The organism is Actinosynnema sp. NPDC002837 (genome assembly GCF_040295345.1).
Classification (GTDB): Bacteria; Actinomycetota; Actinomycetes; order Mycobacteriales; family Pseudonocardiaceae; genus Actinosynnema.
In genome coordinates this window covers 17,935-43,936 of sequence record NZ_JBEOVG010000006.1, presented here as the reverse complement: position 1 = coordinate 43,936, position 26,002 = coordinate 17,935, and the positions used below count along the sequence as shown (strand labels likewise).

At 72.8% G+C, this 26,002-nt stretch carries 24 protein-coding genes and 2 tRNA genes; 19 read left to right on the top strand and 7 right to left on the bottom strand.

Going from position 1 to position 26,002, the window contains the following annotated elements; genetic code table 11:
* Nucleotides 1-105: 105 nt before the first annotated feature.
* The 4 genes from ABTZ99_RS06525 to ABTZ99_RS06510 are packed head-to-tail and all read left to right on the top strand — an operon-like array spanning nucleotide 106 to nucleotide 3,289.
* Entirely contained in the window at nucleotides 106-1,062 is a 957-nt protein-coding gene (locus ABTZ99_RS06525) for a phosphotransferase family protein (RefSeq protein ID WP_499608711.1), read from the top strand.
* Nucleotides 1,059-1,697: an alpha/beta fold hydrolase gene (locus ABTZ99_RS06520; protein ID WP_499608708.1), complete on the top strand. Its 639-nt coding sequence runs from the start codon at nucleotides 1,059-1,061 to the stop codon at nucleotides 1,695-1,697. Before ABTZ99_RS06525 ends, ABTZ99_RS06520 begins: the two co-directional genes overlap by 4 nt.
* 56 nt (nucleotides 1,698-1,753) lie before the next feature.
* Nucleotides 1,754-2,488, top strand: coding sequence for a class I SAM-dependent methyltransferase (locus ABTZ99_RS06515; protein ID WP_499608705.1), 735 nt, complete (start codon nucleotides 1,754-1,756; stop codon nucleotides 2,486-2,488).
* Between the two features lie 30 nt (nucleotides 2,489-2,518).
* Complete coding sequence (locus tag ABTZ99_RS06510; RefSeq protein ID WP_499608703.1) at nucleotides 2,519-3,289, top strand: class I SAM-dependent methyltransferase; 771 nt, start codon at nucleotides 2,519-2,521, stop codon at nucleotides 3,287-3,289.
* A gap of 177 nt (nucleotides 3,290-3,466) precedes the next feature.
* On the opposite strand, the gene ABTZ99_RS06505 is transcribed toward ABTZ99_RS06510, so the two are convergent.
* Nucleotides 3,467-4,138, bottom strand: a complete 672-nt coding sequence (locus tag ABTZ99_RS06505) for an AIM24 family protein (protein WP_498780870.1) — start codon at nucleotides 4,136-4,138, stop codon at nucleotides 3,467-3,469.
* Nucleotides 4,139-4,182: 44 nt separating this feature from the next.
* Nucleotides 4,183-6,333 (bottom strand): MMPL family transporter, encoded by a 2,151-nt coding sequence (locus ABTZ99_RS06500; protein WP_499608701.1) that lies wholly within the window; start codon nucleotides 6,331-6,333, stop codon nucleotides 4,183-4,185.
* A 101-nt stretch (nucleotides 6,334-6,434) separates the two neighbouring features.
* Between ABTZ99_RS06500 and ABTZ99_RS06495 the strand changes: the two genes are divergently transcribed.
* From ABTZ99_RS06495 to ABTZ99_RS06480, 4 genes are all read left to right on the top strand, one after another.
* Complete coding sequence (locus ABTZ99_RS06495; protein ID WP_499608699.1) at nucleotides 6,435-7,154, top strand: response regulator transcription factor; 720 nt, start codon at nucleotides 6,435-6,437, stop codon at nucleotides 7,152-7,154.
* Nucleotides 7,154-8,551: a sensor histidine kinase gene (locus tag ABTZ99_RS06490; RefSeq protein ID WP_499608697.1), complete on the top strand. Its 1,398-nt coding sequence runs from the start codon at nucleotides 7,154-7,156 to the stop codon at nucleotides 8,549-8,551. The genes ABTZ99_RS06495 and ABTZ99_RS06490 overlap by 1 nt, the downstream gene beginning before the upstream one ends.
* Nucleotides 8,552-8,620: 69 nt before the next feature.
* Nucleotides 8,621-9,313: a class I SAM-dependent methyltransferase gene (locus ABTZ99_RS06485; protein ID WP_499608694.1), complete on the top strand. Its 693-nt coding sequence runs from the start codon at nucleotides 8,621-8,623 to the stop codon at nucleotides 9,311-9,313.
* A 176-nt stretch (nucleotides 9,314-9,489) separates the two neighbouring features.
* Complete coding sequence (locus tag ABTZ99_RS06480) at nucleotides 9,490-10,077, top strand: DUF7010 family protein (protein ID WP_498780880.1); 588 nt, start codon at nucleotides 9,490-9,492, stop codon at nucleotides 10,075-10,077.
* A 14-nt stretch (nucleotides 10,078-10,091) separates the two neighbouring features.
* Here the strand turns inward: ABTZ99_RS06480 and ABTZ99_RS06475 are convergent, their stop codons facing one another.
* Nucleotides 10,092-10,361 carry a helix-turn-helix domain-containing protein gene (locus ABTZ99_RS06475; RefSeq protein ID WP_498780882.1) on the bottom strand — a complete coding sequence of 90 codons (270 nt, stop codon included), beginning with the start codon at nucleotides 10,359-10,361 and terminating at the stop codon, nucleotides 10,092-10,094.
* Between the two features lie 86 nt (nucleotides 10,362-10,447).
* Here ABTZ99_RS06475 and map point away from each other — a divergent pair, with 86 nt between their 5' ends.
* Nucleotides 10,448-11,263 carry a type I methionyl aminopeptidase gene (gene map, locus ABTZ99_RS06470; RefSeq protein WP_499608691.1) on the top strand — a complete coding sequence of 272 codons (816 nt, stop codon included), beginning with the start codon at nucleotides 10,448-10,450 and terminating at the stop codon, nucleotides 11,261-11,263.
* Nucleotides 11,264-11,358: 95 nt separating this feature from the next.
* Here map and ABTZ99_RS06465 read toward each other — a convergent pair whose 3' ends face one another.
* Nucleotides 11,359-13,554 (bottom strand): rhamnogalacturonan lyase family protein, encoded by a 2,196-nt coding sequence (locus ABTZ99_RS06465; protein WP_499608687.1) that lies wholly within the window; start codon nucleotides 13,552-13,554, stop codon nucleotides 11,359-11,361.
* A 729-nt stretch (nucleotides 13,555-14,283) separates the two neighbouring features.
* Here ABTZ99_RS06465 and ABTZ99_RS06460 point away from each other — a divergent pair.
* Nucleotides 14,284-15,762, top strand: coding sequence for a family 43 glycosylhydrolase (locus ABTZ99_RS06460; RefSeq protein WP_499608684.1), 1,479 nt, complete (start codon nucleotides 14,284-14,286; stop codon nucleotides 15,760-15,762).
* 71 nt (nucleotides 15,763-15,833) lie between these two features.
* Here ABTZ99_RS06460 and ABTZ99_RS06455 read toward each other — a convergent pair whose 3' ends face one another.
* On the bottom strand, nucleotides 15,834-16,355 hold the full coding sequence (locus ABTZ99_RS06455; protein WP_499608681.1) for an SRPBCC family protein: 522 nt from the start codon (nucleotides 16,353-16,355) through the stop codon (nucleotides 15,834-15,836).
* Between the two features lie 393 nt (nucleotides 16,356-16,748).
* Here ABTZ99_RS06455 and ABTZ99_RS06450 point away from each other — a divergent pair, with 393 nt between their 5' ends.
* The 9 genes from ABTZ99_RS06450 to ABTZ99_RS06410 all read left to right on the top strand — a co-directional run bounded on the left by ABTZ99_RS06450 (nucleotide 16,749) and on the right by ABTZ99_RS06410 (nucleotide 22,640).
* Complete coding sequence (locus ABTZ99_RS06450) at nucleotides 16,749-16,937, top strand: hypothetical protein (RefSeq protein WP_498780891.1); 189 nt, start codon at nucleotides 16,749-16,751, stop codon at nucleotides 16,935-16,937.
* A 68-nt stretch (nucleotides 16,938-17,005) separates the two neighbouring features.
* On the top strand, nucleotides 17,006-17,407 hold the full coding sequence (locus ABTZ99_RS06445; protein WP_499608679.1) for an ATP-binding protein: 402 nt from the start codon (nucleotides 17,006-17,008) through the stop codon (nucleotides 17,405-17,407).
* A complete protein-coding gene (locus ABTZ99_RS06440; protein WP_498780895.1) occupies nucleotides 17,349-17,912 on the top strand; it encodes an SPW repeat domain-containing protein in 564 nt (187 codons plus the stop codon). Before ABTZ99_RS06445 ends, ABTZ99_RS06440 begins: the two co-directional genes overlap by 59 nt.
* A gap of 117 nt (nucleotides 17,913-18,029) precedes the next feature.
* Complete coding sequence (locus ABTZ99_RS06435; protein ID WP_499608676.1) at nucleotides 18,030-18,638, top strand: TetR/AcrR family transcriptional regulator; 609 nt, start codon at nucleotides 18,030-18,032, stop codon at nucleotides 18,636-18,638.
* Nucleotides 18,635-19,900 (top strand): glycosyltransferase, encoded by a 1,266-nt coding sequence (locus tag ABTZ99_RS06430; protein WP_499608674.1) that lies wholly within the window; start codon nucleotides 18,635-18,637, stop codon nucleotides 19,898-19,900. The genes ABTZ99_RS06435 and ABTZ99_RS06430 overlap by 4 nt, the downstream gene beginning before the upstream one ends.
* 61 nt (nucleotides 19,901-19,961) lie before the next feature.
* Nucleotides 19,962-20,035: transfer RNA gene (locus ABTZ99_RS06425), tRNA-Ala, on the top strand.
* A gap of 10 nt (nucleotides 20,036-20,045) precedes the next feature.
* Nucleotides 20,046-20,120: transfer RNA gene (locus ABTZ99_RS06420), tRNA-Ala, on the top strand.
* A 22-nt stretch (nucleotides 20,121-20,142) separates the two neighbouring features.
* Nucleotides 20,143-21,471: an SDR family NAD(P)-dependent oxidoreductase gene (locus ABTZ99_RS06415; protein ID WP_499608671.1), complete on the top strand. Its 1,329-nt coding sequence runs from the start codon at nucleotides 20,143-20,145 to the stop codon at nucleotides 21,469-21,471.
* Nucleotides 21,468-22,640: a leucine-rich repeat domain-containing protein gene (locus tag ABTZ99_RS06410; RefSeq protein WP_499608669.1), complete on the top strand. Its 1,173-nt coding sequence runs from the start codon at nucleotides 21,468-21,470 to the stop codon at nucleotides 22,638-22,640. The genes ABTZ99_RS06415 and ABTZ99_RS06410 overlap by 4 nt, the downstream gene beginning before the upstream one ends.
* 87 nt (nucleotides 22,641-22,727) lie before the next feature.
* Here the strand turns inward: ABTZ99_RS06410 and ABTZ99_RS06405 are convergent, their stop codons facing one another.
* The gene (locus ABTZ99_RS06405; protein ID WP_499608667.1) at nucleotides 22,728-24,578 is read right to left on the bottom strand and encodes an ATP-binding protein; all 1,851 of its coding nucleotides are present in this window, start codon (nucleotides 24,576-24,578) and stop codon (nucleotides 22,728-22,730) included.
* Nucleotides 24,575-25,999, bottom strand: coding sequence for a vWA domain-containing protein (locus ABTZ99_RS06400; RefSeq protein ID WP_499608665.1), 1,425 nt, complete (start codon nucleotides 25,997-25,999; stop codon nucleotides 24,575-24,577). The genes ABTZ99_RS06405 and ABTZ99_RS06400 overlap by 4 nt, the downstream gene beginning before the upstream one ends.
* Nucleotides 26,000-26,002 lie beyond the last annotated feature (3 nt).

Below are 26,002 nucleotides of genomic sequence, written 5' to 3'. Positions count from 1 at the left end.
GGGTCGTGGTCGGCTCGGCGTGGGGACGCTTCGGGGTGCCGCGGCTCGACTGGTCGGCCGTGAAATCCGGGTGCGGGCACGGGGGAGGGCGGGTGTACTCCCGTCATGGTCGAACACCGTCAGCGTCACACCGACGAGTGGGTCGCGCACTTCGTCCGCCGGGGCCACCGCGCGCCGCGCCCGCTGGCCGCCGGGGTCGAGGGCGCGGTCTACCGGCTCGACGCGGGTCTGGTCGCCAAGGTGTGGAGCGGCCGGCCGCCGGCGGACCTCGACCTCACGCGTCGGGTCTACGTCGACGTCGCCCGGCACCGGCTGCCCTTCGCCACGCCGGAGATCCTCGACACCGAGGTCCACGACGGCGTCCTCGTCACCTACGAACGGGAGCTGACCGGGACACCCTTCCGCGCCGACCCGGTCATGACCTCCGCCGAACGCGACCTGCCCGCCACCGAGACCACCGCGCTGCTGACGGTCCTGCGCGGCCTCGCCACCGTGCCCGGCACCGAGGCCATGCGCGAACTCACCGTCCAGGGCGACGACCGCCCCCTCTGGCACGGGCACGCGCGGTTCCCCGACGCGCTCGCCGCCCTCGTCCGCCGTGCCGCCCGCCGCCACGGCGACCTGCTCGCCTCCCACGTCCCGGACCTGCACGCCACGGTGGCACGGGTCCTCGCCGCCCTCACGGCCCTGCCCGACCCGCCCGTCAGCGTCGTCCACGGCGACCTCGTCCCGCCCAACATCCACGTGGACGACACCGGCCGCCCCACCGCCGTGCTCGACTTCGGCTTCTTCACCACCGCCGGCGATCCCGCGTTCGACGCCGCCGTCACCGCCGCCGTCTGGGACATGTACGGACCCCACGCCGACCACCACACCGCGACCCTCACCCGCCTGTTCGCCGACGAGCTCGGCCACCCCGTCAAGACCCTCGCGCTCTACCAGGCCGTGTACGCCCTCACCACCTACGACCTGTTCTCCGCCGATGGCGGCGACGGCCACTTCCACTGGTGCGCCGCCCTTCTCCGGAGCGGGGCGACCCGGGGTGGCAGGGTGTGGCCATGAGCACCTTCGTGTTGGTCCACGGCGGGGGCGGCAGCGGTCGGGACTTCGAGCGCCTCGAACCCGAGCTGCGCGTGCGCGGCCACGACGTCGTGGCCCCCGACCTGCCCATCGACGACCCGGCGGCCGGGCTCGCCGAGTTCACCGAGACCGTCGTGGACGCCATCGGCGACCGCCGGGACCTCGTGGTGGTGGGGCACTCCTACGGTGGCTTCACCGCACCGCTGGTGTGCGCACGGCTGCCCGTGCGGCTCCTGGTGTTCCTCGCCGGGATGGTGCCCGCGCCGGGGGAGAAGCCGGGCGACTGGTGGGACAACACCGGCTTCGAGCACCCCGAGGGCCTCGACGACACCGAGGTGTTCTTCAACGGCGTCCCGGCCGACGTCGTGGCGCGGGCCCAGGCGCACGGCCGATCGCAGGTCAGCGCGGAGTCCTCCGAGCCGTGGCCGCTCGACGCGCTGCCGGACGTGCCCACCCGCGTGCTGCTGTGCCGGGACGACCGGTTCTTCCCGCCGGAGTTCCAACGGCGGGTCGCGCGCGAGCGGCTCGGCCTGGAGCCCGACGAGATCGACGGGCCGCACTGCGTCCCGGTCAGCCACCCGGTGGAGCTGGTCGAGAGGCTCGTCTCGTACCTCTAGCCGGCGCGGTGTCCCGGGTGGGGCGGGTCGTCGGGAACCGCCGGCAGTATGGGGCCATGCCTGCCAATCTCGAGAGCTCCGCCGGCGTGGCCGTGGAGAACGACTACGACGGCTTCGCCGAGGCGTACGCGGCGGAGAACGAGACCAGCCTCCTCAACGCCTACTACACCCTGCCCGCGGTCCTCGACCTGGTCGGGGACGTGGCCGGGCGGCGGATCCTCGACGCCGGCTGCGGCTCCGGCACGGTGACCGCGGCGCTGCGCGACCGCGGCGCCGTCGTGTCCGGTTTCGACCGCAGCGCCAAGATGGTGGAGCTCGCCCGGCGGCGACTGGGCGACGACGTGGACCTGCGGGTCGCCGACATCGCCGCGCCGCTGCCGTACCCCGACGCCGCGTTCGACGACGTCGTCGCGGCCCTGGTGCTGCACTACCTGGAGGACTGGACCGGACCGCTGACCGAGCTGCGGCGCGTGCTGGAGCCCGGCGGGCGGCTGGTCGTGGTCGTCAACCACCCCCTCCTCGTCAAACTGGTGGATCCCGCGGCCGACTACTTCGCGACCAGCAAGTGGTCCAGCGAGCACAGCTTCAACGGTCAGCCGGCCGTGCTCACCTACTGGCACCGGCCGCTGCACGCGATGACCGACGCCTTCACCGCGGCCGGCTTCCGCACCGCCGTCATCAGCGAACCGCACCCGGCGCCGGAAGCCCGCGAGCTGTTCCCCGACGAGCTGGCGAAGTTCCCCTCCGGGGCGTTCCTGAGCTTCCTGTTCTTCGTCCTGGAAGCGGTCTAACCGGGGGGGCACGTCGGCGGGGGTGGGGCAGTGGGAGAGCGGGGCCTGCTCGGCTCGTCGTTCGGCACGGCGGCGGCCGCGTACGCCGAGCACCGCCCGGACTACGCGCGGGCCGCGGTGCGGTGGGCGGTGGAGTTCTCGCCCGGCCGGCGGGTGCTCGACCTCGGCGCCGGCACCGGCAAGCTGACGGCCACGCTGCTCGCGTCGGGTGCCGACGTCGTCGCGGTCGAGCCCGACCCGGCGATGTTGACCGAGTTGCGCCGCGCGTTGCCGGGCGTCCGTGCCCTGGCGGGTAGCGCGGAGGCGATCCGCCTGCGGGACGCGTCCGTCGACGCGGTCCTGGCCGGCAACGCCCTGCACTGGTTCGACCTCGCCGTGGCGGGGCCGGAGATGGCCAGGGTGCTCGCGCCCGGCGGTGTGCCGGCCGGCCTGTGGAACGTGCTGGACGACCGGGTCGACTGGGTCGCGGGACTCACGCGGGTCGCCGGGAGCGCGGCGGTCGGTCCGCGTGACACGGTGATCAGTTGGCGCGCGGCGACGGCGGGCCTGCACCTTCCGGAGACCGGGGCCGCCCGGTTCGGCTCACCGGAGCAGGTCGAGTTCCCGCACGGGCAGCGCCGCACCGCCGACTCCCTCGTCGCGACGCTCGCGACCCGCGCCGGGATGCTCGTCATGCCGGAACGGGACCGCGACGCCACGCTCGGCGCGATCCGGGCCTTCCTCGCGAGCCGACCGGAAACCGGCCGGGGCGGGTTCACCCTGCCCATGCAGACCGGCGTGCTCCGCGCCCGGCGGCTCTGAGGGCGGTGTCCTTCGATCGGTTGTCGGTCATCGCCGTTCGGTGACGGTCACGGTGTCGCCGTCGGCACCACGACTCGCGCCGGACGTCGCGCTACGAGTGCGATCCCCACGGCGTCGCGGACATCGTCCACAGAGGACCCGCGGCCGGGCGTGAGCACGACCCGGCCGCGGTGCGCGTCACTGCTTGGGCGGGGTCGGGTGGCCTTCCGACGCCTGCACGACGACGATGCCCTGGCCGGACAGCGCGAGCTGGTACGCCTCACCCGAGCCGCGCCCGATGGCGGCGCCGAGCTTGGCGGTCTTGCGGATCGAGGACTGCAACGAGGTGGACCACAGGACGGAGGACTGCATGTCGACGTACGTCGGCACGTCCACGTTCAGCACGACCGGCGTGCCGAAGGCGGTGACGGCGAGCGCGCCGGTGCCGGTGAACGTCGTGTTGAACAGGCCGCCGCTGAGCATCGACGCGCCTTCGACGCGGTTGATGTCCCACGTGAGCGTGCTCTCGAACGCGAGCACGTTCCGGCCGTTGACGGTGACGCCCTCGTCCTCCAGGTAGAGCACGAACACCTCGTCGGCGTCCTGGGCGAGGAACACGTCCCCGCTGCCGGACACCTTCATCAACGACATGCCCTCACCGGTGAAGGCCTTCTTGAACAGCTTGCCCAGACCGCCGCTGCCCTCGTAGGCGAAGTCGACGTCGCCCTGGTAGGCGACCATCGACCCCTGCTTGGCGAAGAAGAACCCGCCGCTGCCGGTGAGGTCCACCTTGAGCATGCGGTCGTTCTGCAACTGGAAGCTGCCGGGCTCGACGGACCGCTCGGCGTGGTTGAACAGTGAGCTGCGCATGCCCCGATAGTGCAGGTGATCACCGGCGGACGCACCACCGGGGGTCACGCCGGGTCGCCGAGGAGGCGGTCCTCGCGCAGCGGCGACGCCGGCACGCGCAGCACGCGGGCTGCCCACGTTGGCAGCCACCAGTTCCACCGCCCCATCACCGCCACCGCCGCGGGCACCAGCACCGACCTGATCAGCGTCGCGTCCAGGACGATGCCCAGCGCCACACCCGACGAGAAGACGGCCACGTCCAGCTCACCGCCGAACGCCATCGAGGCGAACGACAGGAACAGGATCAGCGCCGCGCACGTCACCAGGCGCCCGGTGCGCCGGACCCCGTGCACCACGGCGGTCGTGGTGTCGCCGGTGCGGTCGTACTCCTCGCGCATCCTCGCGATGATGAACACCTCGTAGTCCGTCGACAGCCCGTAGAGGAACGCGAAGACGGTGATCGGCACGAACGTCCCGATCGCGCCGTCCGGCCGGAGGCCCAGCAGCGCCTCGGTGCCCCACCCCCACTGCCACAGCAGCACCATCGCGCCGAGCACCGCGCCCAGCGACAGCAGGTTGAGCAGGATCGCCTTCAACGGCAGCAGCAGAGACCGGAACGCGCGGGCCAGCATGACGTAGGTCGCCACCGACAGCAGGGCCAGCATCCACGGGAACGCGGTGTAGGTGACGTCCACGTAGTCCACCTGCTGGGTGACGTTGCCGCCGACCAGGGTCCCGTGCGGCACGGCGTCGACCACGCGCTCGATGGTCCGCTCACCGGCGGTGGTGCCGCCCTCGTCCGCCGGGATCACCGTCACCAGGGCCGATCCGTCCCGCTGCCAGGCCGGGTCGGCGGCGGTCACCGCGCCGTGCACGCCGGGGACGTCGCGCAGCCGCGCCACCACGTCCGCGGCGGACGTGCCCGCGGGGACGAACACGTCGAACGAGGTGAGCGTCCCGGACGGGATGCCCGCGTCCCGCAGCGCCGACAGCCCGTCCCTCGCGGGACCGGACCGGGCCAGGTTCGCCGTTTCCGGCACCTTGAGGTTGAGATCCGTCGCGACCAGCGCGAGCGCGGCCGGCACGCCGCCCGCCAGCACGACGGCGACCACGCGGAACCGCACCACGCCCCGCGCCCACGACGCCCACCAGCGGCCGGCCGACTCCTCGCGCCGGTCGACGCGGTCGAGCCGACGTCCCGCCGACGACAGCACCAGCGGCACCAGGGTCAGCGTGACCAGCGCGGACGCGGCGGTGACCAGCGTGCCGCCGACGCCGAGGCTGCGCAGCAGCGGGATCGGCAGCACGATCATGGTGATCAGACCGATGGCCACCGCGCCGCCGCTGAACACGATCGCGTGGCCGGCGGTGGCCATCGCGCGGTGCACCGCGGCGTCACCCTCAACGCCCCGCGCCCGCTCCTCGCGCCACCGGGTCACCAGGATCAGCGCGTAGTCGACGGCGATGCCGATCCCGAACAGCGGCAGCATGATCAGCGTCGTCTCGTGCACGTCGATGAAGGCGCTCGCCACCAGCAGGCCCACGAACGACACCGGCACCGCGACGAACGCCGTCACCAGCGGCACGAAGGCGAGCGCGGACCGGAACACCCAGGCCAGCACCGCGACGGCGGCCGCGATGGTGACCAGCAGCTTGACGGGCACGTTCAGCCCGCCCGCGTCGGCTCCGGTCGCCAGCGCGTCCAGGCCCGTGACGTGCAGCTCGGCGCCGGGCGGCAACTCCGGCCGCAGGGCCTCGGCGATCGCCGCGTCGAGGTCGGAGCCCTCGCCGAGGGCGCTGCCCGGCAGCCCGCCCTGCTCCACGGGTCCGCCGAACACCAGCCCGAACGTGGTGCGACCACCGTCGCCGACGAACACCGGGTCACCGGTGTCGGCGAAGGACACGACCCGGGCGTGCGTCGCGGCGGCGACAGCGTCGAACGCCTCGCCCAACGCGGCTCGCACGCCCGGCGAGGAGACCGTCGTGCCTTCCGGGAGCGTGATCACCGGGACGAACGGGCGCTCGTAGCCGCCCGTGCCGTAGGTGGAGGCGATCCGCTGGTTCGCCTCGTAGCCGGGCAGACCGGGGTAGGCGTTGCGTTCGGACACCGAGGGCAGCACCAGCGCGATCGCCGCGCCGCCGGCGAGCAGCAGGGCCGCGGTCAGCACGCCGACCAGGCGCTTGCGGCCCAACACGAACCTGGACAGGTTTTCCATGGCGACCAGGTCACCAGGCGGATCTTCCGGGCCGCTGCGACCGTCCTGGGAGTTCTCTGTCAAAACCGGATCACGCGCCGGCGCTGCGGCACACTGTGCGCGTGACCGACAGATCGACCCGAGTCCTGGTCGTCGACGACGAGCGCTACCTCGCCGACCTGGTGGCGACGGCCCTGCGCTACAAGGGTTTCGAGACCGCGACGGTGAACTCCGGCGGCGAGGCCCTGAGCCGGGTCGGCACGTTCGGGCCGGACCTCATCGTGCTCGACGTGGTGCTGCCCGACACCTCGGGCATCGACCTGTGCCGCCGGCTGCGCCGCGACGGCGTCCGGGCGCCCGTGGTGTTCCTCACCGCCCGGGACGCCACCGAGGACAAGATCACGGGCCTGACCGCGGGCGGCGACGACTACGTCACCAAGCCGTTCAGCCTGGAGGAGCTGGTCGTGCGGGTCCAGACCGTGCTGCGGCGGACGAGCCCGGACGCGCGCGGCGGGGCCGTGCTGCGGTTCGCCGACCTGGAGGTCGACGAGGACGCGCACCGCGTGCGCCGGCACGGCGAGCCGGTCGACCTGACCCCGACCGAGTTCAAGCTCCTGCGGTACCTGGCGGCCAACGCCGGGCGGGTGCTGTCCAAGCGGCAGCTCCTCGACCACGTCTGGGAGTACGACTTCAACGGCAACGACGGGGTCGTGCAGACCTACATCTCCTACCTGCGGCGCAAGGTCGACGCCTTCGAACCGCCGCTGATCCACACCGTGCCCAGGGTCGGCTACGTCCTGCGGGTCCCGGACGGGTGGCCCCGGAAGGGCTCGTCCACCTGATGTCGCTGCGCACCCGGCTCGTGCTGACCATGGTGGGCCTGCTGGTGCTCGCCCTCGGCGCGTCGGTCGGCGCGATCTTCGGCGCGTTGCAGGACTGGTCGGGCGACGTCAACGACGACGTGCTGGCCTCGGTGGGCCACCGGTTCCGCGAGGACGTGCTCGCGGGCATCGGGCCGACGGCGGTCGACGGGCCGCTGCGTGCGGCGGCGGAGCAGGGCCAGGTGCCGTCGTTCTTCCAGGTCAGGACCCCGGACGGCCGGGTGCGGGACACGGCGGCGGTCGGCGGGGCGCCCGACCTGGCGGACCCGCTGCCCGCGGCGCTGTGGCCGGGTCCGGTGACCGCCGGGAACCCCGACGGCGGGCGGTTCGCGGAGGTCGACCCCGACTGGCTGGTCCGCACGTCGAGGGTGGCCGAGGGCGGCGACGTCCTGGTCGTCGCGATGCGCACCGAGGACTACGCCGAGCTGAGCTCCCGGGTCGCCAACGTCGCCGTGATCACCAGCGCGGTCGCCCTGGTCGGGCTGGCCCTGCTGTCGCTGCGCGCGGTGCGGCGCGGTCTGCGTCCCTTGGAGGACATCTCCGACACCGCGGCGGCCATCGGTTCCGGCGACCTCGCCCGGCGGGTCGAGGGTGCGGGTGCCGACACGGAGGTGGGCAGGCTCGGCGCCGCGCTCAACGCGATGCTCGGCCAGGTGGAGTCGGCGTTCCGCGAGCGTGAGGACTCCGAGCAGCGGCTGCGGCGGTTCGTCGCGGACGCCTCGCACGAGCTGAGGACGCCGATCGCCACCATCCGCGGGTACGCCGAGCTGTTCCGGTTCGGCGCCGCGACCCGGCTCGACGACCTGGCCACGGCGTTGCGCCGGATCGAGTCGGAGGCCGAGCGGATGGGCGTGCTGGTCGACGAGCTGCTCCTGCTCGCCCGCCTGGACCAGGGTCGGCCGCTGGAGGCGCGGCCGGTGCGGCTGGCGGACCTGGCGGCCGAAGCCGTGGCCGACGCCCGTGCGGCGTCACCGGGGCACGTCTTCGAGGTGGACGCGGAGCCGGTCGCGGTGGTGGGCGACGAGGACCGGTTGCGCCAGGTGCTGGCCAACCTGCTGGCCAACGTCGCCCAGCACACGCCCGCGGGCACGCGGGCGGTGGTGCGGGTGCACGTCGACGGTGACCAGGCCGTGCTGGAGGTGGCCGACGACGGCCCCGGTGTCGCCGCGGACCACGGCGATCGCGTGTTCGAGCGGTTCTACCGGGGCACCTCGGAACGGGTGGACGGCCGCGGCGGGGCGGGACTGGGCCTGTCCATCGTCGCCTCGGTGGCGGAAGCGCACGGTGGGTCGGCGTCGCTCGCCGGGGTGGGGGAGGGCGGCGCGGTGTTCACCGTCCGCCTCCCGACGCGCGGCTGAGACCGGCACGGCGAACGCGGCCGTGGAAAGTCGGTTGCCGGGTTCCCGGTCCGAACTAGGCTGCGGCCAATGACCGACAGTGCGTTGACCGCGGCCGGGCAGGACTGGGAGACGCAGGCGCGGAACTGGACCGCCTGGGTGCGCAAACCCGGCTTCGACTCCTATTGGCGCTACCGCGACGCGTTCTTCGAGCTGGTGCCGACCGCCGGCCGGGCCACCCTCGACCTCGGCTGCGGCGAAGGCCGGGTGTCCCGCGACCTCGTCGAGCGCGGGCACCGGGTCACCGGCATCGACGCCTCGCCCACCCTGCTGGAGGCCGCGCGACAGGCCCACCCCGAGGGTCGGTACCTGCTCGCCGATTCGGCGGACCTCCCCTTCCCGGACGACAGCTTCGACCTCGTCATCGCCTACTGCGTGCTGATGGACGTCGACGACCTGCCGGGCACCGTCGCCGAGATCGGCCGGGTGCTCGAACCGGGCGGCAGGCTGTGCCTGGCGATCACCCACCCGATCACCAACACCGGCAGCCGCCGTGACGGCGTGTTCGTGCTCGACCGTCCGTACTTCGGACGTCACCGCTTCGAGGAGGAGGTCGAGCGGGACGGGATGGCGATGAAGTTCCAGGGGTGGAACCACCCGCTGAGCGCCTACACCACGGCCTTGGAGGACTCCGGTCTGCTCATCGAGGCGCTGCGGGAACCGCAGGTCGACAACGACACGGTTCCTTGGCACCTGTGGATCAGGGCAGTGCGCCCGCAATAGCTCCGGGACCGGTCCGATCGGCGATACCTGCGCTGAGATAGCGGTCTCAATAGCTTCAGTGTTGACAGAAATGAATTCAAAGTCCACATTGGCGGATGTGCAGCAGTGCCCCGCTCGGGACCAGCGATTTCTCGACGTGTAGGTAAGTGTCGGGCAATCGCGACAGTGGGGGCGGCATGAGTGACGAGCAGTTCACCAAGGGTCACGTGATCACGTTGGTGATCACGTCGCTGATCGGTGTCGGGTTCGGCGGCGGGTGGTGGTTCTCCGGCGTCGGGTCGGTGACGGGCGGCGCGACGGCGTTGGCGGTGGTGGGTGTCGCGATCGTGCTCGGCCTGATCGGTTGGGCGGTCCACTTCGGCCGCTCCGGCGGCGGGCTGCCCCCTGGCGGCGGCCGGTCCGACAGCCCGTTCGGCAAGGGGTACGGCATCGCGGTGCTGCTCATGCTGATCGGGATCTTCGCCGGCTCACGGCTGCTGGCGCACCTCGACCTCGCCCAGGCGACCCCGGCGTGGGTCCTGTTCGCCGTCGGCGCGCACTTCGCGCCGTTCGCGAAGCTGTTCGGCGCCAACCGGTACCTGCTGCTGGCCGCGCTGCTCTGCGGCACGGCCGCGCTCACCGTCGTGCTCGGCGCGGCGGGGCTGGAGTGGGCGTGGCGACTGGTGCCCGGCTTCGGCGGCGCGGCGGTGCTGTGGGGGACGGTGGTCGCCGGCCTGCGTGACGGGCAGCGGCAGGTGGCACGGGCCGCCGTCCACGCCGGCTAGGAGGACGCCGCCGGCTACGAGACGGCTTTCAACGGTTGGTCGGCGCCGCGCCAGGTGGCGGCCAGGTCGTGCAGCGGCACGTCGAGCGCCTCGCTGAGGCGGACGATCGTGCCGAACCCGGGTGACGGCAGCCGTCCGGTCTCGATCTTGCGGAGCGTCTCCGGCGAGATGCCGGCCGCGTGCGCGACCTCCGCCGCGTCGCGTTCCGCTCGCGCGCGGCGCAGCAGGGCGCCCAGGCGTCGGCCGGCTTCGAGCTGCTCGGGGGTGAGCGGTTGGCGGACCATGTCCCCAGGATAGGGTTGGTATAGTTATACCGGCAAGTGCTACGGTGACGGTATAACTATACCAACACTGGGGCGCGAGGTATTCCGTGATCGAGTTGAAGACGCCTGCGGAGATCCGACGCATGCACGTGGCCGGGCGGTTCGTCGCCGAGGTCCTCGCCGAGGTCGGCCGGCTCGCCGAGGTGGGCGTCAACCTGCTGGACCTGGAGCACCACGTGCGCGGCATGATCCAACGGCGTGGGGCCGAGTCGTGCTACTGGGACTACTCGCCGTCCTTCGGGAGCGGTCCGTTCCGCAACGTCATCTGCCTGTCGGTCAACGACGCCGTGCTGCACGGCCTGCCCCACGACTACACGCTGCGCGACGGTGACGTGCTCAGCGCGGACCTCGCGGTCGGCATCGACGGCTGGGTGGCCGACTCGGCGCGCACGGTCATCGTCGGCACCGCCGCCGAGGAGGACCTGCGGATCATCCGCGCCACCGAGGAGGCGTTGGAGGCGGCGATCCGGGTGGCGCGGCCGGGCAACCACCTGGGTGACATCTCGGCGGCCATCTGGGCGGTGGCCCGCGACTACGGCTACCCGGTCAACACCGAGTTCGGCGGCCACGGCATCGGCCGCACCATGCACGAGGACCTGCACGTGTCCAACAAGGGCCGGGCGGGTCGCGGCCTGAAGCTCCGGCCCGGGCTGACCCTGGCGCTCGAACCGTGGTTCACCCGCACCACCGACCGGATCGTCTACGACGAGGACGGCTGGACGATCCGCTCGGCCGACGGCTCGCGCACGGCCCACTCCGAGCACACGATCGCCATCACCGAGGACGAGCCCTTGGTGCTCACCCGGCGTGACTCGGAGGACCCCGCGACGATTCCCGCTCGGCCATCCGCGAAGGACTCCTGAGGGCCCCACGGGTCCGCGCATCCCACCGGAAGCCGCCCGCCGCCTCTGGCACGCCCGCGGCGGGCGGCTTCTCGGTTCACCTCACGCGGCCGTGCCTACCTCGACGGGTAGGTGATGGCCGGACGGGGCGGCGTGGCCATGTTCGCCCCGAGGAAGTAGTCGACGTGGTGCGACTGCATGTAGCCCTTGAGCGTCATGGCGTTGCGGTAGGCGGGGTTGTGGGCGAGCGTGTACAGCCTGGTGCCGCTCGGTCGGTTGGTGGTGAAGATGATCAGTTCGTTGAAGGCGGCGTTGGTGTAGAGGACCTCCTCGCGCCAGTCGCCGAGGATGTCGCCGTAGATGACCGGCGAGTTGCCCTGGGCCGCGTCGACCGCGCCGTACTGCGAGGTCGTGAGCAGGCGCGGGACGCTGTTGGTGGTGGTGGGGCTGGTCGGGTTCCACTTCTCGAACTTGCCGTCGTTGAGCAGTTCCATGGTGGTGTCGCCGTCCCAGTACAGGCCCAGCTGTGGCCAGGGCTGCAGCGAAGTGCTCGACTGGGTGAGCCGGTTGGTCGGCGCGTTGTACAGGCCGGAGAAGGCCCAGACCTCCATGCCGGGGTGGCGTGGGTCGATGTCGCCCGCCATGCCGCGGCCCACGTCGGCGGTGCCGGATTCGGTGTGGCGCCAGATGATGTTGCCGTTGGCGGCGTCGTAGTAGTAGTCGCGCAGGCCGCTGGGGTTGACCTGCTGGACGCCGTAGCCCTCCAGCCCCGGACGGCCCGGGTCCAGGTCGGCGATGTGGAAGCGGTCGCCGTGCACGACGCCCGCCGGGCCGAGGGAGTAGCGCAGGCGGCCGTCGCCGTTGAGCACGAACCCGATCTCGGCGATCTCGTCCTTGCCGTCGCCGTCGACGTCGATGATGCGGGTGTTGTGGCCGTCGGGCAGGTTCTGGTTGCCGCGCAGGAACTTCCACTGCATGGTGAGCGCGTTGCCGGTGAACCGCCAGGCGGTGAACATGAGGTTGAAGTCGCCGCTGCCGATCCGGTTCTTCATGAACGCCACCAGGCTCGGGTTGACGCCGTCGAGGTAGCCGACGCCGAAGCGCGCGTACATCGGGCCGTCGGCCAGGTAGTCGGTCGGCACCGGCGCGGTGGCGCGGGGAGCGCCGGTCATGCCGTCGAGGATGGCGATGAACTGGCGGTTGTCGTCGCTGTTGGTGAACCTGGTCCCGTTGCCGAAGGTGACGCCGTTGGCGATGCGGACGGCGACCTCGGCGCGGCCGTCGCTGTCGAGGTCCTGGACGGTGACGCCGTCGTTGTGGCCGACGTCGATCGTCGCGGAGCCGCCTTCGATGTTGTTCTGGTTGGTGCTGTTGGGTCCCATGTCGACCTGCCAGAGGAACCGGCCGTCACGGCGGTAGGCCTCGATCTTCTGCGGCGAGGTCTGCCGGTCGAGCACGTAGTCGTACTCGCCGTCGCCGTCCAGGTCGCCGACCCAGAGGAACTTCACCGCGCCGCCGGCGCGCAGCGGCACCCGGATGACGGGCTCGACCGCGCGGTTGGCGGCCAGGGTGAACGCGCCGCTGGGCGCCTGCTCCGCGCCGTTGACCACCGGTCGCACCCGGTAGCTGTTGGCGCGGGTGGCGTCGGCCGTCGAGTCGGTGAAGTTGGTGCCGCCGGTCAGCACCGAGGAGTTGAGCTTGACCTCGCCGCCGCCGTCGGTCGACCGGTAGACGTTGAAGCCGATGCCGGTCGGGTCGAGCCCCAGCAGCCGCCAGCTGACGAGGACCTCGGTGCTGCTGGAGCGCACCGCCACCACGCCGCGGCCGAGGCTCTCCATCCGCCTGGCCCCGTCCGAGCCGCCGTCGGTGGTGGTGACGTCGAGGTAGTCGATGTTGGCCAGGCCGCCGGTGGTGGTCGCGGCGAGCCGCACGGTGTTCGCGCCCGCGGTCACCGGGACGGTGATCGTCCTGGTCGCCCAGGTGTTCCACGCGCCGGTGCCGTCGAACGCGGAGCCGGCCTGCACCACCGCGCCGTTGACGCTGATGTCCGCCGGCCGGTTGGAGGAGCCGTTGGCGTACCGGATGGCGAGGGTCGCGGCGCCGGCGGTGGTCGCGTTGACCGTGAACCGCGCGGACGCGCCCACCGCGCCGTCGGAGTCGCAGAACCCGGAGCCGGAGTAGCCGGAGTGGTTCGAGGCGACGGCGCCGTCACAGGTGGCGGGCGAGGCCTCGGCCTCGTACCGGGTCGTCGCGGCGTGCACGGCGGGCGCGGACACCACCGCCACCGCGATACCGGACAGGACTGCGGTCACGGCAACGACTGCGGACGTCTTTGTCGGTCGTCTCATGATGGTCCCTTGACGTGTCGGGTGTGGCACGCACCCCGACGATCGGACAGTTCGGTTGTGGCGGTGTGCGTCGATCCGGCGGCGAGCGCGCTGCGCACCAGGGAGCTGCGACGAGGAACTGGGGGCATCGGTGCCTCCACGTCGGGGAACGGCAGCGCGTGCGGGCGACCGCGTGAAAACGGTTACCTCGCCCGGTAGCGAACCAGGCGACCGGAGCGGCTGTCAACATCCGGTCGCAGCGGGCTACCTCTTCGTCAGCAGCGAGATTGGTGGTGCCCGTGCGTCGCGGCGATGGCTGAAAGCGTTTTAACGATGCTCGCCTGCCGTGATCTGGCTCCTTGGTGACGGCCCGTCGACTCCACCGGTGATGTTGTGAGCGCTAACCGACGACGATTCGGGCTCGACGATCGGGTCTTGCTCGCGACGAAAAACTTGCGCTACGGTGCTGCGGCACGCTCTCGACCGTTCCGATCGACCGGGCTTCCCGGTGGAGCCCCTGCTCTCTGCGCCTGTCCACGGCCATGTCACGACCCTCTTCGCGGGGTCAACCGCGTGGCGTAGTTGTTAGCGCTAACAGAAGTGGTGCCGGGAGGGTTCCACGTCAACCGCAGGGTCCGAACCCTCCGAGGGCTGTCACCCGGGCCCGAACTGTCCTGTCAGGACCTCGCCGGACCTGCCGACCCAGGAGTTCTCATGCTGCTTGCCCATCGGCGTGGTGCGGGCCGGCGAGCCCTGTCGCTCGCCGTCGCCCTGGTCGCCGCGCTGTCCGTGATCCTGGTGGGCCAGGACCGCGCCGACGCCGCGCCCGGCCCGTCGTTCACCAACCCGGTCGTGCCCGCGCCCAACAGCGCCGACCCGACGCTGGTGCAGCACAACGGCCAGTACTACTACGTCGCCACGACGTGGACCTCCGACATCCTGATGCGGCGGTCGTCCACGATCGCCGGTCTGCGCAGCGCCCCGGAGACGCGGATCTTCACCGCGACCCAGAACGAGGGCTGCTGCACGATGTGGGCCCCGCACCTGGAGCAGATCGGCAGCCGCTGGTACCTGTACTACTCGGTGGAACCGCGGTCCGGGTACGGGTCGCGCCGCACGCACGTGCTGGAGAGCGCCGCGAACGACCCGGCGGGCCCGTACACCTATCGCGGTGTGCTCAACCTGATGCCGAACAACGGCTGGGCGATCGACGGCGCGGTGCTCAAGCTCGACGGAGCCCTGTACTTCCACTACTCGGCCTTCCACGCCGACGGCCTCCAGTCGATCTACATCGCGCCGATGAGCAGCCCGACGACGGTCTCGACGCACGGCACGCGCATCTCCGCGCCCACCCTGGCGTGGGAGCGGCAGGGGCAACCGGTCAACGAGGGGTCGTTCGCCCTGCAGCGCGGCGGCCGGACGTTCCTGACCTACTCCGCGAGCTACTGCGGCACCGCCGACTACAAGCTGGGCATGCTGGAGTACCGCGGTGGCGACCCGTTGGCGCAGAGCTCGTGGACGAAGTTCGCGAACCCGATCTTCCAGCGCAACGACGCCGCCGGCGTCTACGGCCCCGGTCACCACTCGTTCTTCACCTCGCCGGACGGCGCCGAGACCTGGATCGCCTACCACGCCAACGACTCGGCGTCCCAGGGCTGCGGCAAGACGCGCACGACGCGGGTGCAGAAGATCTCCTGGAACGCCGACGGCACGCCGAACCTCGGCGTGCCGGTCTCCACGTCCACCGTGCTCCAGGGGCCGTCCGGCGAGACCGGCGGCGGTACGCGCGTGCGGATCCGCAACGAGCACAGCGCCCTCTGCCTGGACGACTACAACCTCGTCACCACACCGGGCGCGGAGGTCCGGCAGTGGACCTGCAACAACCTCGCCGTGCAGGACTGGTACCTCACCCCGGTCGGCAACGGCTACTACACCGTGGCCAACGGCCACAGCGGGCTGTGCCTGGACAACAAGGACTGGGGCACGGCGGCGGGCTCGCCGGTGCAGCAGTGGTCGTGCAACGGCCTCGCCGTCCAGCAGTGGCGGCTGACGACGACCAACGGCACGACCACGCTGGTCAACCGGCACAGCGGGCTGTGCCTGGACAACAAGGACTGGGGCACGGCGGCAGGTTCGCCGGTGCAGCAGTGGACGTGCAACGGGCTCGCCGTCCAGCGGTGGCTCGTCGGCTGACCGCCTGACCTCGTCCGGCCCGCGGGGCCGAAGAGGATCGTCAGGTGTTCGTCAGGTCCGGCGGGCGCCGGTCAGGGCATGATGGGGTGGCGACTCGCGGGGGCGGTACCCACGCGAGTCGACCACTTTTCAGCCACCCCGCGCCTGTCCGCCGTGCGGGCGAGCCGTTCCGCCGGCGGGGGAGCGCAGCCGGGAAATGCCGGAGAGGTCCCGCGTTCCGCGCCGACCGCGGTGACCAGCGCTTCGAGCGCGTCGGCCAGCCAGTCGTCCAGGCGGGGCGCGGGGAAGCCGTCGGGACCGGTCAGCCGGACGGTGACGGCGCTGCGGGCCGGTGCGACGCGCAGGACCCGCAGCGTGCCGAAGCACGTGGGCGACGACCGGCCGCCCCAGTCGATCCGCAGCTTGTCCCAGTCGACCGCGACCTGCCGCTCGACGCTCTGCTCACCGAGCCACAGCCGGACCAGGTTGGGCCCGTACCGCTCGACCTCGACGCCGGCGGGCAGCCACGCGGACAGGTTCTCCAGGTCGGTGACGAGGTCGAACACCGCCTCGGCGTCCGCCGGCACCGACCTGGTCCGTTCCGCGAACGCCATGCTCACCTCCGCGCCGCGCGGTCGCGTCCCACGACCGCGATGGGCCGACGTGCGCCGATCGCGCGGCGGAAGGTCTGCGGGGGGACGTCGTCGACCACGGGCTGCTCCGGTTCCGTCTCGGGGATGTCGTCCATCCTGCGGGCGGGTGGCTGGTGGCTGACCTGACGAGTAGCTGACAAATCTTCACATCAGGGGTCGGGGGGTCGGGTCGGCGACGGACAGCTCGGCGCGTGCGGGGATCGCAAGCCGAACGCAAGGTTCACCCGCGCCGTTCTCGGCCACAGTGGTACACGCTCGTCGACGACGATTCCTGTGCACGACCGGGCGTCGGCCGCAACGCGGCGGCCGACGCCCGCCTCCCCGCCCCCGCTGAGAAAGTCGAGCTCCGGCAGCGTGACCGCGATTCCGGCCGAGCACGATTCCGCCGCACTCCTGCTGATCTGCGACCACTGCGGTCGGTCCTACGACGGCGGCCGGCCGCACGCGGTCTGGCGACTGCTGTGGACCCACGCGGTCGCGGACGGGTGGAGTGGCCGCGACCGCGCGATCGGGCCGCACTCGTGCGTGCACTGCGCGGCGTGAACCCGGCGCACCCGCGACCGAAAGGCGATCGTCAGGTTCGCCGAGGCCGGTTCACGGGATGCTGGAACGTGTACTTCGAGCGTCAACCCCGTGATCCGGCACGCGGCCACGACACCGTCGCCCTGGTCATGGAGGACCACGACTCCCCGCCGGCGCCCGAGGTCGCGTCGTGGTTGCGGGAGCGCGTCGGCGGTCGGCCCGGCCAGGACGCCCGGCGGGTGGGTGTGGTCGTCGGCGAGCTGCTGGACAACGCCCGGCGCCACGGCGAGCCGCCCTACGTGCTGGAGCTGACGACGGACGAGTGGACCGACACGCTGACGATCCGCGTCCGCGACCACGCGCCCCGGCACAGCGCGCCGTGGCCCCTCGGCGCCGGGCTGCTGATCGTGGACGGCCTGGTCGAGCAGTGGGGTGTCGTCTGGGCGGCGGCGAGCACGACCGTGTGGGCCAAGGTGCGGTTCGCCGACTGACCCCGTCCGCACGGCCCGGTCGGGCACGCCGACCGCAATCCCGCACCAGGAGGTCGCCATCGACCACGAACTCGACCACTCGTTCCGCGTCGTCGGCGCCCCACCGCCGCGGACGCCGCGCCGCTACGCGATCGCCGCCCGGCTGAGCTCGGGTGCGTTCCTGCTCGGGCTGTGGCTGGTCGTGTCGCCGTTCGCGCTGGGTTACGGCGTCGTCGGGACCTGGTTCACCGGCCACGGCAACGAGGTCGTCACCGGGATCGTCGTCGTGGTGGTCGCGCTGACCGGCGCGATGGCTCCGGCGGACGCGAGGTGGTCCGGTCCGGTGCTGGTCGCGGCGGGCGCGTGGCTCGCCGCCGCACCGTGGCTGATCGGCTACCGCGACCAGGTCGACCCCACGGCCGCGACGGTCAACGACCTGGTGGTCGGCGGTGCGGTGGCACTGGTCGGCGTCACGGTCACCCTGGTGATCCGTCCACTGAGGACCGCGAATCCGGACGCCGGCTGAACCCGGCGCTCTGGCTGGTCGGTCGGGGAGGAGGGATCACGGTCCCCGGCGGTGTCCGGCGTCAAGATCGCGTCAAAGGACGTGCGCCGGGCTGAACATCTGTTCAATACTCTGTACATGCGTTCAGCCAGGTCCGACTTCACCGCCCGCGCCCGCATCCGCGACGCGGCGCTGGCCCGGTTCGGCGCCGACGGCATCGCGGGCGCCTCGGTGCGGGCCATCGCCGCCGACGCCGGTGTGTCGCCCGCCCTGGTCGTGCACCACTTCGGTTCCAAGGAGGGACTGCGGAGGGCGTGCGACGAGCACGTGCTGGCGGCCATGGACGTCGACGACGACCTCGACGTCACGGCGCTGGCCGACCTGCTCGCCGCGGCCACCCCGGTCCGCCGTTACCTGGCCCGCGCGCTGCTCGACGGCGCCGAGAGCGCGACGGCGCTGTTCACGACGATCGTCGACCGCACCGAGAGGTGGCTGGCCGACGGAGAGGCGGCCGGCCAGGTCCGGCCCACCGGCGACGCGCGGGCACGCGCGGTGGTCTACGTGGCCTGGCAGCTCGCGCCGCTCGTGCTCGGCGAACAGGTCGGGCGCCTGTTGGGCGGTGACCCGGCCGAACCCGCCACGGCCACCCGGGGCGCACGCGCCGGGCTGGAGATGCTCACCAGGGGAGTGTTCACCGACGACCGCTGGCTGACCGCGTTCACCGAGCTGGACGGGGGCGGACGATGAAGGCGTTGCTGGTCACCCACGGCACGCGCGGCGACGTGCAGCCGATGCTGGCCCTCGCCGTGGCGCTGCGTCGCGCCGGCCACGAGGCGCTGCTGGCCGCGCCGGGGTCGTTCGCCGCGACCGCCGCCGAGCACGAGGTGGAGTTCGCCGCCCTGGACGAGGGGCCGAACCGGCTCGTGGACGACCCGGTGGTGAAGCAGGCGGTCGAGGGCGGCTACCGGGGCCTGCGGGGCAAGATCACCGCCGTGCGCACCGCGCGCCGCATCAAACCGCTGATGGCGCGGGTGCTGCACGACGTCGGCGATGTCGCCCGCGGCTCTCGTGCCGACATCGTGGTGCACACGCCGTCCGTGCCCGCCCAGCACGTCGCCGAGATGCTCGACGTGCCCGCCGCCGTGGCCGCCCTGCAGCCGGGCTGGGTGCCGACGAGCCTGTTCCCGTGCCCGATGGTGCCCCTGCCGCGCCTGCCCAAGGCCCTCAACCGCGCCACGTACCTGACCGTCTCCGCGACCCTGCGCGCCTTCGCCGGCACCGTCGACCGCTGGCGGGTCGGGGAACTCGGCCTGTCCCGCCGGCGGAACGGCCACGACCTGCTGCACGCACCCGACGGAGGCCACCGGTTGGTGTTGCAGGCGTTCAGCCCGCTGGTCACGCCGGTCGACCCGGACTGGCCCGCGCGGGTGCGCACCACCGGGTTCTGGTTCCTGCCCAGCAGGCCGTGGTCGCCACCGGAGGCATTGGCGCGGTTCCTCGCCGACGGACCCGCGCCGGTCTACCTGGGGTTCGGCAGCATGGCCGGCCGTGACGCCGAACGCACCGGCCGCACCGTGGTCGACGCGGTGCGCCGGGCGGGCGTGCGGGCGGTGCTGGCCACCGGGTGGGGAGGTCTCGCCTCCACCGGGTCGACCGACGTGTTCGTCATCGACCAGGCGCCGCACGACGTGCTGTTCCCGCGCGTGGCCGCCGTCGTGCACCACGGGGGCGGCGGCACCACCGGCGCCGCGTTGGCCGCCGGCGTGCCGCAGGTGGTGTGCCCGTTCGTGGCCGACCAGCCGCACTGGGCGCAGCGCGCACACGCGATCGGTGTTGCACCGCCGCCGGTGCGGCAACAACGGCTCACCGCCGACACGCTTGCCGAGGCCATCACCACCGCGGTGAACGACCAGGAACTCCGCCGTCGAGCGGACCGGATCGGCGGGCTCGTGCGGGCGGAGAACGGCGTCGCGCACGCCGTCACCGCCCTGGAAGACCTCCTCCGCTGACGGCCGGCTCGCCGTCGGGGGACGGTTCGGTGTCGCGCGGCGATAAGATGCCGCCCAATGCCCGGGTCGTAGCGCAGAGGCAGGCGCTCCGCACTGGCAGTGCGGGTCACGCCGGTTCGAATCCGGCCGCCCGGGCAGGCTGTCCGGTCCCGTAGCGCAGAGGCAGACGCGCCGTCTCCGCAAGGCGGACACGCAGGTTCGAATCCTGCCGGGACCACCACGAGCACGGAAGACGGGCGGGGATGGACGAGGAGGAGCAGGCGGCGTTCCACGCGGCCGTCGCCAGGCTGCGCGCCCTGCCCGCCGACGACCCGGTGCGGCTGCGCGCGGAGCGGGTCGCGGAGTCGTTCGTCCGCGACGGCAAGCAGCGGCGCAGGAAGGTGCGTGCGGCCGAACGCGCGGCGGCCGACGCGGCGGTGGACGCCACGACCGCCACCGGCGGCCTCGATCGCCGTGACGACGCCCCGCTGCACGTCGAACCGGCCGCGCCGGCACGTCCGCTCGCCCGGTCCCGCCGCTGCTACGTCTGCAAGGCGGGTTACCGGCTCGCCGACGCGTTCTACCACCGGCTGTGCCCGACCTGCGCGGCGGAGAACGCCGAGCGCCGGGCGGCGCGCGCGGACCTGGCGGGACGCCGCGCGCTGCTCACCGGCGGCCGGGTGAAGATCGGCTTCCACCTCGCGCTGATGATGCTGCGCGACGGCGCGGAACTGATCGTGACCACGCGCTTCCCGCACGACGCGGTGCGGCGGTTCCGGGCCGTGCCGGGCAGTGAGGCGTGGCTGGACCGGCTGTCGGTCGTCGGCATCGACCTGTGCGACCCGCGCCAGGTGCTCGGCCTGTGCGAGTCGTTGCGCGAGGAGGGCCGGCCGCTCGACATCCTGGTCAACAACGCGGCCCAGACCGTGCGCCGACCGCCCGAGGCGTACGCGGCCCTGATCGGCGGCGAGACCGGCGCCCTGCCCGCGAACGCCCGCCTCGCACCGGGATTCCGCCCGGTGCCCGTGCTGGGGAACGGCCGCCGAGAGCTCGCCCTCGTGCCGTCCGCGGTGGAGCTCGACGAGGCCGGGTTGCTGCCCGACACCGCGCCCGCCAACTCCTGGTCGGCGCACCTCGGCGAGCTGGACCCGACCGAGGTGCTGGAAGCGCAGCTGGTCAACGCGCTCGCGCCCACCCTGCTGTGCGACCGCCTGCTGCCGCTGCTGCTGGCGTCGCCCTTCCCGCGTCGCTACGTCGTCAACGTCTCGGCGGTCGAGGGCCGGTTCGCGGTCCGGAACAAGACCGCCCGGCACCCGCACACCAACATGGCCAAGGCCGCGCTCAACATGCTGACCCGCACCAGCGGCCCCGACCTGGCCCGGCAGGGCGTGTACATGTGCGCGGTGGACACCGGGTGGATCACCGACGAGAACCCGGCGCCGAAGAAGGCCCGGCTCGCGTCGAACGGTTTCCGCACGCCGCTCGACGTCGTCGACGGCTCGGCGCGCGTCTACGACCCGATCGTGCGGGGTGAAGCGGGCGCGCCGGTCGCCGGCGTCCTCCTCAAGGACTACCGCGAGGTGGACTGGTGAGCCCGCTGCGACCCCGTCCGGGCGACCTCGAACCGCTGCTGTCGTGGCTGCGCACCGGCGGCACGGCGGACCGGCGGCTGGACTTCCCGTCCGGGACGGCGCTCCCGGACGGTCGCCTCGACCTGTGCAAGCAGGCGCTCGGGCCGACCGGGGCCAGGCTGGTCGCGGACGCGCTGCGCCCCGACGTGGTCCGGCACCTGCTGCTGGGCACCGACGAGCTCGGCGACCAGGGCGCGGCCGAGGTGGCGGGCCGGGCCGTCGAACGGGAAGTGGAGACGCTGTACCTGGGCTGCAACGGGATCACCGCCGGTGGCGCCTGCGACATCGCGGACAACCTGCGCGCGTCACCGCAGGCCGCCCGGGTCACCGGGATCTGGCTCAAGCGCAACCCGCTCGACGGCGGCGCGGGCGAGGCCGCGGCGGGGATCGTCGAGGCCGCCCGCTCGCTGCGCACCCTCGACCTGGTCCAGACCGGGCTGGACGCGCCGGGCCTCGCCGTCCTGGTGGACGCCCTGGTCACCGCCGCCGCGGCCGGGCGTCGGGTCGAACGCCTCTACGTCGGCGGCAACCCGCTCGGCGCGGAGGGCGCGGCGCACCTGGCCGTCCTCCTGCGGGCCGACGTGATCAGCGAGCTGTACGTGTCCGCCGCGCGGCTCGGCGACCGGGGCGCGGAGACCGTCGCGGAGGCGCTCGTGCCGGGTGGGCGGCTGCGGCGGCTCTCGGTCGCGAGCAACGGCATCGGACCGGCCGCCGCCACCCGGCTCGTGGCCGCGGCCGTGACCGCGGGCGTCGAGGTGTGCGACCTCGGCCGGGTGAAGGCGGCGGGCGTCCTCGGCGCGCGGGACAACCGGCTGGACGAGACCGCGACGACCGCGATCGCCGCGGTGCTAGCCGCCCGGCCGCACGCGTTGCGGCACTTGGTCCTGAGCGACACGGGGATGCGCAGCCGCGAGGCGCACCGGCTGCTCGACGGCGCGCTGCGGGCGGTGACGCCGACGCGTTTCGTGCTGGGCAAGGGCATCGCCACCAGCGTCCGACGCCGGTTGGACGCGCTGAGCACGGACATCCCGGCCCATCCCGCCCCGCATGCCGACGTCTCCGCCGTGCGCAGCGTGCACCGGCAGCCACCACCCGACCATGCACCACCCGCCCCTCTGCCGCCTGGCTAGCCACCGCCCGGCTTGCCACGGCCGCCCAGTCGGCGCTTGGCGAGCCTCCGCTTGGCGAGCCCCCGCCCGATGAACCCAGTCAGCCGGTCAGCCCTGACGAGCCATCCGCGCGAACGTGTCCACCCAGAACCGCTGCCGGTCCTCGGCGACGCCCACCAGGTAGGTCGCCCGCAGCTTCGGCGGCAGCAGGGCGACCAGCCGGACCACCACCTTGCGGTAACGCCGCAGCTGCGACAGCTCGGCGTTGGCGAGCACCTGGTGGACCACGTCGCTGTCGTTCGTGCCCTCGCCGGACTCCTCGCGCGCCCGCCGCAACCTGCCCTCCCACGCGTCCACCTGCCGCGCCAGCTCGCCCAGCCCGGTGACCCCGCGCTTCGCCAACCGGTCGACCAGCGCGGTGAGCGGGACGGGCGCGTACTCGCCGTCACCGAGGTAGATCGTGGCCATCTCCAGCGGCAGGCCGCGTTCGTGCAGCTTCACCAGCCGCTCGACGGTGCGCTTGGTGATCCACGCCCGGCCGTCGTCGTCGATGTCGTGCTTCCACCACTCCAGCACGGTCTCGGCGACACCGCCGTAGGTGCTGATCAGCCACTCGTTGGCGGGGATGTCCTCCGGCTCGACGGTGAGCGAGGCGGTGAACCTGGTCGCCTGCGCGATGTTGTTGCGCGACACCAGGAGCTTGCGGCCGAGGTGGTACGGCGGGTTCTGGATCGCGACCTGCGCGCGGAGGTTCTCGATCCGCCGGCCGGCCAGCGACCACTCCTGCGTGATCTCCATCAGCTTGGCGAACGCCGCCTTGTCCTTGGGCCGGTTGTACTCGTCCCACACGATCGCCTTCGGCTCACCACCGGTGAACTGCCTGGCCATCAGGTTCTCCAACGTGCCGTCGGCGGTCGGGATCGGCGCGCACAGGTCCTCGACGTTGGTCACCGGCAACGAGAAGTACAGCGGCTCCCGGCCCAGTTCCTCGCGGATCGTCTGCCGGACCAGCTGGGTCTTGCCGCAGCCGGGCGGCCCCTGCAGCAGCACGCTCCACCGGTTGCGCACCGCCGCCCGCAGCACCCGCCGCACGGGGTCGGGGACCGTAGCCGGGTTCGGCACGCCGAGCGCGGTGGCGATCCGGTCGAGGACCTCCGCGGTGCGGTCGCGGTCCCGGCCGCGCCTGCCTTCCGCGCGCGGCTCCACCAGCCGCAACCGCTCCCCGTTGACCAGCGGCAACCCCCAGCGCAGCGGGAAGCCCTCGCGGGCGTTGGCGAGCACGTGGTCGACGGTGCGCGGCGACAGCAGCTCGCGCGTCGCCGGGTCGAGCGACTTCCAGACGTCGAACACCCCGCGCAGGTCCCAGTCCCGGTACTTCGCCGCGAGCGTCGTGCGCCACGCCGTGTCGTTCGCGGTGACGCGGGCGGTGACCATCCGGTCGAGGATCGCCAGGTCGCCGCGGCGGGTGGAGGTCTCGGCCAGGGACTCGTTGTCGCTGAGGAACACGCCGACGCAGCCGAGGGCGCGCAGGTCGTGCTCGCCCAACGTCCAGTCGCAGGCGATCTGCATCAGCTGCGACTGGATCGTCTCACCGGCCTGCAACGAGTCGTCGATCAGCAGGACGAACCGCCTGCCCGGCTTCAGCTGGCTCATCACCAGCTGCCGCAGCACGAGCTCGCCGGTGGCCGCGTCGCGCACCGGCGCGTTGATCAGCAGGTCGTCGGGCGTGAGGTTGGCCGCGGGCACGAACACCAGCTCGGTGTCCGGGTACGCCTCGGCGATGTGGGAGAAGAACGTGGCCGTCTTGCCGATGCCGTGCGCGCCGAACACCTGCCCGGTCTGCCCGATGTCGATCATCGCGTCGATGAACGCGGACAACCCCGACCCGCCGGTCCAGCCCTCGGGCGGCACGGGGTAGGTCGCGTTGGGCCGCCACGGCGTGCTCTTCGTGTCGCTCATCGGCCTGCCGTCCGGGTCACTGGCCGCACGCGGTGGCAGGCCATCGGTGGGTCGTGGGCATCCGGCCAGTCGTCGCCGCTCGGCGTGATCAGCCAGATCCACTTGTCGGGCTCGGCGGGCGTGACGTGCGGGGCGTGGCCGTCGGTCAGCACGACGACCGCGTCGGCCCGCTCCTCGAACGGCACGCCGTCCAGCGCGGTGCGGCCCTCGACGTAGTCCACGACGGCCTGGAAGCTCGTGCCGCCGCCACCGAGCACCGCCTGACCGGGTTCGAACGGCATCACCACGCCGTCGAACGACAGCCAGTGCGCCTCGACGCCCTCGATGCGGCCGACCAGCTCGGTCATCCACTCGACCACGCCGGCCGGCATCGAGCCGGACGTGTCGTAGGCGATCACCAGCACCTTGTCGCGCTCCGGGCCGCGGCGCGACAGCACGGGGTCGTGCCCGAGCGCGGCCAGCACCGCGCCCCGCTTCCTCGGGTACACCAGCCGTTCGCCCTGGCGCAGCTTGGACGCCAGCACGTCGACCAGCCACCGCTGCCACCAGTCGACGGTGCCGGTCCGCGCGGTCGTGCCGCGCAACGCGCCCGCGCCGAGCGAACCCCAGATCCGGGCGGCCCGCTCGGACGCGCTCGCGGTGCGGTCCATCAGGTCGAGCAGCTCCGCCTCCGCGCTCCCGTGCCCCCGGCGTGCCGCGAGCAGGGAGTTCAGCAGCACCGAGGACGCGGTCGCGTCGACGGTCTGCTGGTCGGCCGGGACGTGACCCGGCACGAGGTGCACGCACAGGGGCGCGGGCACCGGCGGGTTGCGCATCCGCTTCAGCTCGCGGTACACGGCCAGGTCCGTGTCCAGGAAGTCGTCGTAGGACAGTGGTTCGAGGCCCTGGGCCGTCAGGTCGGCGACGTAGTCGGTGTGGACCTCCCGCGGGTCCACACCGGTCGGTCGCCCGTCGAGGCGGGGGAGCGCGGCGCGGCGCAGCCGGACCATCGCCACGTGGTTGATCGCGACCTCGGCGGCGATGGCGAACACCGGGTCCTCGCGCAGTTCCGGTTCCGCGAACAGGTGCCGGTGCACCAGGTGGCGCGCCTCGTGGAACAGCACGAACTTGACGCCGTCCAGCCCGATGCCGACGAAGAAGTCGGGGTTGAACAGCAGCAGGCACGTGCCGTCACCGGAGGCGACGACCGCCGCCGTGTCGATCGCCGTGGTCGGGAGCTGGTGACGGCACTTGGAGAACAGCCAGGACGCCACCGCGGACTCGGTCAGCCCGAAGTCCAGCAGCGCCGCCTCCTTGAGCCGCTCGGCCTCGGCGACGACCGACGGCTCGGCCGGCCGCCATGCGACCAGCGCCCGCCGGTCGGTCAGGTCGACGACGTGCCGCTTCCCGTTGTGCCGGCTGATGACCCCTCCTCGGTCCACCTG

Bases quoted from the DNA above. Each gene is read 5' to 3' on its own strand.
- ABTZ99_RS06525 (WP_499608711.1), top strand. From the start codon at position 106: ATGGTCGAACACCGTCAGCGTCACACCGACGAGTGGGTCGCGCACTTC.
- ABTZ99_RS06520 (WP_499608708.1), top strand. From the start codon at position 1,059: ATGAGCACCTTCGTGTTGGTCCACGGCGGGGGCGGCAGCGGTCGGGAC.
- ABTZ99_RS06515 (WP_499608705.1), top strand. From the start codon at position 1,754: ATGCCTGCCAATCTCGAGAGCTCCGCCGGCGTGGCCGTGGAGAACGAC.
- ABTZ99_RS06505 (WP_498780870.1), bottom strand. From the start codon at position 4,138: ATGCGCAGCTCACTGTTCAACCACGCCGAGCGGTCCGTCGAGCCCGGC.
- ABTZ99_RS06500 (WP_499608701.1), bottom strand. From the start codon at position 6,333: ATGGAAAACCTGTCCAGGTTCGTGTTGGGCCGCAAGCGCCTGGTCGGC.
- ABTZ99_RS06490 (WP_499608697.1), top strand. From the start codon at position 7,154: ATGTCGCTGCGCACCCGGCTCGTGCTGACCATGGTGGGCCTGCTGGTG.
- ABTZ99_RS06485 (WP_499608694.1), top strand. From the start codon at position 8,621: ATGACCGACAGTGCGTTGACCGCGGCCGGGCAGGACTGGGAGACGCAG.
- ABTZ99_RS06480 (WP_498780880.1), top strand. From the start codon at position 9,490: ATGAGTGACGAGCAGTTCACCAAGGGTCACGTGATCACGTTGGTGATC.
- ABTZ99_RS06475 (WP_498780882.1), bottom strand. From the start codon at position 10,361: ATGGTCCGCCAACCGCTCACCCCCGAGCAGCTCGAAGCCGGCCGACGC.
- ABTZ99_RS06460 (WP_499608684.1), top strand. From the start codon at position 14,284: ATGCTGCTTGCCCATCGGCGTGGTGCGGGCCGGCGAGCCCTGTCGCTC.
- ABTZ99_RS06455 (WP_499608681.1), bottom strand. From the start codon at position 16,355: ATGGCGTTCGCGGAACGGACCAGGTCGGTGCCGGCGGACGCCGAGGCG.
- ABTZ99_RS06435 (WP_499608676.1), top strand. From the start codon at position 18,030: ATGCGTTCAGCCAGGTCCGACTTCACCGCCCGCGCCCGCATCCGCGAC.
- ABTZ99_RS06430 (WP_499608674.1), top strand. From the start codon at position 18,635: ATGAAGGCGTTGCTGGTCACCCACGGCACGCGCGGCGACGTGCAGCCG.
- ABTZ99_RS06415 (WP_499608671.1), top strand. From the start codon at position 20,143: ATGGACGAGGAGGAGCAGGCGGCGTTCCACGCGGCCGTCGCCAGGCTG.
- ABTZ99_RS06405 (WP_499608667.1), bottom strand. From the start codon at position 24,578: ATGAGCGACACGAAGAGCACGCCGTGGCGGCCCAACGCGACCTACCCC.